This is a genomic window from Acinetobacter sp. YH16038, from assembly GCF_013417275.1.
Taxonomy (GTDB): Bacteria; Pseudomonadota; Gammaproteobacteria; order Pseudomonadales; family Moraxellaceae; genus Acinetobacter.
On record NZ_VPEG01000062.1, the window covers coordinates 1 to 6,676 of the forward strand.

Here is a 6,676-nt window from a genome sequence, read left to right on the forward strand (position 1 = left end):
CTGCTTTAAGTCAATGAATATTGCGACTATAAACCAAGCAAAAACAGATGTAAATTCCGTCACCTAGGAACCACTTGATTGCACGATGACAAATTGTGTCAATTAAGTCCGACCAATGCCTTTGGCATTGGTAAAAAATCAAAATCGTTGAAAGCATTATAAAATATAGCTTTTAGTTAGAATAAATATTGCTTGATTACATAGGACTTTTTAGAATATTGTTTGATGACAATTGAACAAATATTGCTTGGTAACAATAAAATGATTCATTACAGCCCGAACAGTCGTTATACAGCGCAAAAAATTGTAGATAAAGTTGCAAACGGTGCGTATTTCTATAGTCACTTTACTATTGAATCTGATAACACGATGTTTGCAGATAAAATCCAAAAACTCATAAAAAAACTCAGCCAAAAATATTCTTTAGATTTAAGCCCACGACAAAGGACTTATCGTTTAAATAAAAAAAATGAGCCTATTGCGGATTTAATTATTCAAAAGCGTTATGACCAAGATATATGGGAATTTTGGCTGTTTGTGACAACTCCAAAAAGCAATGAATACAACACTCTTAAAAGCGAGGGGCAATTAAAGAAAATAGTCAAACAGCGAATATCAGAAGTTGAAACAACGTGGAATCGAGAAGAAGAACAAGAACAAATTTCATTGATTCAGACATATTTTAATGACCATGAAAAATTCAAATTTGTTTTACAAAAGCCCTTTTTAAAAGTTGCGTTTGGAAATGGGAAAAATGTTGAACTGGTGCGCCTTTCACACTCAAAAAAGAAATCAAAGAATTATCCTGATACGGAGAAAAGTGCAAAAAACTATACATGGACTTGGCGATTTGATGAGCCTAGCGTGCAGCTGATTAAAAAAAGCTATGTTGAAATTATAAATACACTTATTTCAAATAATGACAAAAGCGTTGGCATGTCTAAGTTGCAGTCATTTTATGATGATCTGAAATTTTACGGAGTCTTCAAAGGGAATCGGCACCAGATCGGACGATTGTTTGTTGATGCGGTCAGTTATCACTTCAAAAAAACAGGGAAAAACTTTAGAAAAATGGACTACTACATTCCTTTAGAGCTGAATTACCTGCCCCGAATTAAGAATTATGCAGATGATTTTATTCAGTATGTTTTCTTAAGAAGGATTTATGAGAGTGTTCAAATCAATTTGAATAAAGACGATGTAAATCAAGACACTTACACCGAACTATTTAACAAATATTTGGTTTAATAACAGGACTTAATAGGCAACGCCTCGCGCACCCGCTGGCGGCGCTTGCGCATGGTCGAACCACTGGCCTCTGACGGCCAGACATAGCCGCACAAGGTATCTATGGAAGCCTTGCCGGTTTTGCCGGGGTCGATCCAGCCACACAGCCGCTGGTGCAGCAGGCGGGCGGTTTCGCTGTCCAGCGCCCGCACCTCCACCTTGACGCAGTCATACGCCACCGGACCGAGAGGGCGGTGAATGGTCGCGGTGCGCGCAACAAAGGGCGCGCCCCGCGACCACCGGTCGGGGCTGACTGACGAGTCGCCGGGCGTCGCCACGGAGCACCTCATCGGGAACTTCGGGATCGGGTTACGACGGCACGCTCATGTCCTCGTCTGTTGTTCCTGCGTCACGATTACGATTCGTTGGACAATGGCGGTCGCAAGGCAGAGGCCGATGATCGCGAGGCCGCTACTTAGCACATAGGGTGATACACCGTGAAGGGCCGACGCGAAGCCCAGGCCCACGTAGACCGTGACACCTGCGGATCCACCGAGCTGGTCTGCGGCTCGCTGTACGCCGGATGCGACTCCGGCATCATCGTCGGTGACCTCGGTCACGGCCGCGTACTGCAATCCAACGAGGCCGAAACCCATTCCTGCGGCGATGAAGAGCATCGCGGGGGTTAGTAGCCAAGCGGGGGCTTCGAGCTGCGCGGCTGCCGCGATCACGATCATGCCTGCCCCTGCGGAACTCAGTCCCACGACGATGCAAGCACGCGCTCCCCAGCGCCCCAAGAGGCGAGGTACGACGGTCACGGCGACGACTAGTGCCACCGCAAGTGGCAGGAGCAGCAATCCGGATTCCAGCGGAGAGAGACCGAGTCCATCCTGTAGATAGAACGTGAACAGCAGAAAGGACGTTGAGAGCGCCGCGCTCAACAGTGCAGTCGCAAGATTTGCTCGCACTCGTGTCCGGTTGCGGAAGAAGGTCAGCGGAACCAGTGGGTTTGCGGCTCGGCGTTCCACCTTGACGAACAATGCAGCGGCGGCTGCCGCTCCCACCAGGGCAGCGATTGATGACCAGGGCACATCCCCATTGCTGTCCCCGGCCTCCACCACTCCGAAAGCGAACAGCAGCGGTGCGCTCGTCAGCAGAATCGATCCGAGAATATCCAACGGTGCGCGCTCCTGTGATCGGTCTCGAGGTAGCAGGGCGACAGAAGCGATCAGCACGAACAGGACGAACGGAACGGCGATGAGGAAGATCCATCGCCAACCGAGATACTCGGTGATGATTCCCGAGAGCACGAACCCCAGCACAAGACCGCAGCTCGCAACCGCAGCCCAGACGCTCAGGGCGCGGGTGCGCGCCCGCCCTTCGGGAAACAACAGGACGATGGTCGCCATCGCAGCGGGCAGGGCGAGGGCTTCCCCTACACCCTGCAACAACCTTGCACCGACGAGTAGCGGAAAGGTCTCCGCGAGGCCCGCCATCAGCGAGGCCGCTCCGAAGATCGCGGTTCCGATGAGCAGAAGGCGGCGGCGGCCGAAGACGTCTCCCAGACGTCCACCAAGCATCAACAGACCACCGCCTGTGATGGTGTAACCAACGACGACCCATGTCAGGCCGCGCGCATCAACGCCCAGATCGTTGCCGATAGAGGGCAGCGCCACGTTGACCACGGTGACGTCGACGGCGATGAGGAATTGCAGGATGGACAGACAAACAAGGACTGCCCAGGAACGAGCGACCGATACTTGCGCAGGCCGCGATGAAGAGGTGCTAAAAGACACAGAGAACTCCGTTGCTCGAATGAAGATCGTGCATGAGTATCATACGGATGCTCGGGTCGAAAGGGAATCCCCAGGCGAGTAACCTGTTTGCGGTGATCCATTAGCTGCAGGAGCAGAAGAGCATACATCTGGAAGCAAAGCCAGGAAAGCGGCCTATGGAGCTGTGCGGCAGCGCTCAGTAGGCAATTTTTCAAAATATTGTTAAGCCTTTTCTGAGCATGGTATTTTTCATGGTATTACCAATTAGCAGGAAAATAAGCCATTGAATATAAAAGATAAAAATGTCTTGTTTACAATAGAGTGGGGGGGGTCAGCCTGCCGCCTTGGGCCGGGTGATGTCGTACTTGCCCGCCGCGAACTCGGTTACCGTCCAGCCCAGCGCGACCACTTAATATGAATATTGCAACCTTAAAAACTGCTGAAATATTTAAAAAACTCCCTCATTTATTTAAGTCTAAGTTTATATTTTTTTTCCTAGGCTTTTGGTTGATGCTAACAGCATTTCACTATGTCGATATTGTACCTAGTGATGATTATTTAATAATCTCAAAAGCCTTGGGAATACTTGCTTTGATCACCTATTTTTTTGAAAGAAAATAGGTATTACCCTTTGAAATCAGTATGTTTACGCAATGCTGTAAATATCCGTTTTGCAGTTTCTTCACGTACTGATTTTGGGTCTCTCAAAATACCGGCAATAAACAGAGTAAAAGCATCGTATGTCGGGAATGTAGAAAGGTCAGATATGTCACTTACACGACTTAAAATAGCACTATATTTGCTGATTTGAGCATCTGTTAAATCGCAGAACATATCTATTGTGTTCGGGTCCCGAGCTTGTGTCGTTAGAGTTTTAGGTTTTGGTTTCTCTTTTACAGTGAACTTAAAGCCGACTACAGAACGCCCCTGCTTTATATTCTCATAGCTGAGGTTAATATCCGTATTTTGATTAATTTCATCTAATGAGGGTTTAATTACCCTTTTTTTTAAATTACTTAAATCTTGATACGACTCAGGTAAGCCAAGCTGTTCAAAAAGATCATTAAGGCTGATTTGAAAACCGCCCATCACCTGATGTTTCTTAGCTAAGTGATAGATGTCTAGTGAGTAGTCTTTCCGGAGCCGTAATACAACCTCTTTTTTATATTTTGTATAAGGATTTAAAGCATCAAACTCCCTAAGAAGAAGAAGGACTTCATCAGTAAAGTAGAGTTCTGAACCCCCTTGCCCTACTTTATAAACAACCTTGTTCAACCATCTTATTTTCACCCGATCCCCATTTTGTGCTGTATATCCGAAAAATCGGGTAAAAAGACGCTCTGACGCTGTTTCTAGTGCTGTGTATGCGGTTGAAAGATCGACATTACACTCACGTGAAAATTCATGAGATGAGATAAAAATAGGTTCATTACTTGATATTTGTGTTGTTCTAGCAAGCGGCGTAGACATGATAAAAAGACGTTTTTCATCAAGGCTCATTCCACGAAAGCATTCAGCAACTCGGTTTTGTAAGACAACCCAATCTTTCGGATAATGTTTCTTTAGATCTACAGCCATATAAACAGCTCAAAAATAATAAATCGGTTTGTTTTTATACTAAGTACATTGTTTGAGTCAATACTTTTTTACAAATTAAAGTACATACATAGGTTTGTACTTTAATACTTGGCGTTTGTACTTTTTAAACTTGGCGTTTGTACTTTTTAAACAGTGTTTAACTTGGCGTTTGTACTTTAATACTTGGCGTTTGTACTTTTTTAAAGTTTGAAAGCCATGTTACACGTGGCTTTGAGGGGGGGCTAAAAGTATTTAAAAGCTTCTTAAAAGAATAAAAAGGAGCAGGGGAGTGAAAAACAGCCCTATGGCACTCGCTTCGCTCGTGGCATTTTGACCTCGTTTCACTCGGTCTTGGGGGCTGTTTTTTGGTGACTGCTTTCGAGGATTCAAAAAAGCAAAAGCGGCTATGAATTCGCTTCGCTCATAGAGCTTTTTTGCTCGCTTCGCTCGGTCTAGGTGCAAATACCAGCATTTGATTTAATTCCTTTTGTCTTTTTTATTTTTTTAAAGCAGTTTTTCAGAGGGTCGAGGCTCAACTTTTCTTTGTGTCACTCGTAGACACTCGTTAAATATACCGTTTAAATGCAAAAAATAAGGGTTTTTAGCTACTTTAGGTGTTTTTTTGATATTACCTACATGAAGTAAATTAAAGTGCCTTAGAAAGCAAAATAGAGAGATTTAGGAACTCACCTCGTTTAGTTGTTTTGCCGCAACCGAGGGAGTCATATCTCACTTTCGTAGAGTTCACGTTGTTTGTCGAGTAGAACATGGGTAGGCAAATACCCAAGTCATTATCACAATACGTCGTTCTTTATACTAAAGAATGGAAAAAACTCATCTTAACGAGGACTCCCGCTAATTTTTCTAAATTAGTTAAATATTCAATTAGTTAGAATTGAAACTATGAAAAAAATCATGCAGTACACAAGACTATGCTGCCGTATTTTCTTTTCTTTCATTAACGTTTGCTTAGTCCTGACTTAGATCGGGAGACCAATCCCGACCTATCAGAACAAACAATGGCGACCAAACCATTTTTAGCTATGTTTCGCTTTTTTAGATAACAACATAAAACCGACTCGGATTTTCGACAACACTACTCCCTTTACCACCCTTAGCAGCCACGCCACTGGTGAGTTCGCAATGTTTAATACAGCATCGACTTCGTTATTTTCATAACTTATACGACCTACTCATCCTCTCTCCCTCTCCATGCCTTGCCGTGACAACTCAATGTCTAAGCATGGAGATTCCCAAGTTATTTCTAACGATCTTAGCAATTGAACGCCAATGCTCTTTTGTCTGTCAGTGCTTCCATTTTCCCCACCACGCGGTTCCTTAGATTTGGTGGATATGACTTTGAGACAAAATCTGAGCGTATGGCTCTTAATCTACACGTGTCTCCGGTTTATGCTTCCGGATGTATACTGTTTAAGCTATCCGTTGACCCACTTTGCTTGAGATGATCTCACTCAGTGGTGCCGCTGCTTCCAGATTTCTCCTCAGCTAGCCTGTAACATTGCTGTTACCTCAAACGCCATCAGTTGTGCCAATGAGCTGCGCTTCCCTCTTAGAGTGCATTTGCCGCAACACATTGCCGTTATTAGTGACCCTTAACATCCTGTCAGGGTCTCACGGTAATCGTTAAAACAGGGTTTCAATACAAAAAAAATTGTATCTAGTCAGGCTATATCTAACCTCACGACCACTTCACAATCATTCGATTGTTTATAGGCTCCCGTGTCCTTGTCGCCCAACCCCGTTTACAACGGATTGGATCGAAAAGGAGTATTACAACTCCCTAGCGCCCATCAGATCGTACCGAACGGGATTTCTCCAGTAGTACGCTCAATCGGTCAACTCAAAATGGCTAGTTCTGAATTGTGCGCTATCTAAAAAAACATGGCTTTAAGCAGGCTGTTGCCTGCTCAAAATCGCTAAAACGAAAATGGTCAGGCAGTTGGTCAGACTGCTTTAAGTCAATGAATATTGCGACTATAAACCAAGCAAAAACAGATGTAAATTCCGTCACCTAGGAACCACTTGATTGCACGATGACAAATTGTGTCAATTAAGTCCGACCAATGCCCTTGGCA

At 44.7% G+C, this 6,676-nt stretch carries 4 protein-coding genes and 2 pseudogenes; 2 read left to right on the forward strand and 4 right to left on the reverse strand.

Translation table 11 applies throughout. From position 1 onward, the window contains the following. The first annotated feature begins 225 nt into the window (after positions 1-225). Positions 226-1,248: a hypothetical protein gene (locus tag FTV34_RS15860; RefSeq protein WP_247166083.1), complete on the forward strand. Its 1,023-nt coding sequence runs from the start codon at positions 226-228 to the stop codon at positions 1,246-1,248. A gap of 14 nt (positions 1,249-1,262) precedes the next feature. On the opposite strand, the pseudogene repC (FTV34_RS18010) reads toward FTV34_RS15860, so the two are convergent. The 3 genes and pseudogenes from repC (FTV34_RS18010) to repC (FTV34_RS18165) form a co-directional block, all read right to left on the reverse strand. Next, positions 1,263-1,577, reverse strand: a pseudogene (gene repC, locus FTV34_RS18010) (replication protein C, IncQ-type); the annotation flags it as partial. A 33-nt stretch (positions 1,578-1,610) separates the two neighbouring features. Next, entirely contained in the window at positions 1,611-3,023 is a 1,413-nt protein-coding gene (locus FTV34_RS15870) for an MFS transporter (protein ID WP_199792616.1), read from the reverse strand. A 310-nt stretch (positions 3,024-3,333) separates the two neighbouring features. Next, positions 3,334-3,411, reverse strand: a pseudogene (repC, locus tag FTV34_RS18165) (replication protein C, IncQ-type); the annotation flags it as partial. Positions 3,412-3,416: 5 nt separating this feature from the next. On the opposite strand from repC (FTV34_RS18165), the gene FTV34_RS15880 reads away from it, so the two are divergent. Continuing rightward, positions 3,417-3,623, forward strand: a complete 207-nt coding sequence (locus FTV34_RS15880; protein WP_179991696.1) for a hypothetical protein — start codon at positions 3,417-3,419, stop codon at positions 3,621-3,623. A 3-nt stretch (positions 3,624-3,626) separates the two neighbouring features. Here FTV34_RS15880 and FTV34_RS15885 read toward each other — a convergent pair whose 3' ends face one another. Next, entirely contained in the window at positions 3,627-4,580 is a 954-nt protein-coding gene (locus FTV34_RS15885; protein WP_179991697.1) for a replication initiation protein, read from the reverse strand. Positions 4,581-6,676 lie beyond the last annotated feature (2,096 nt).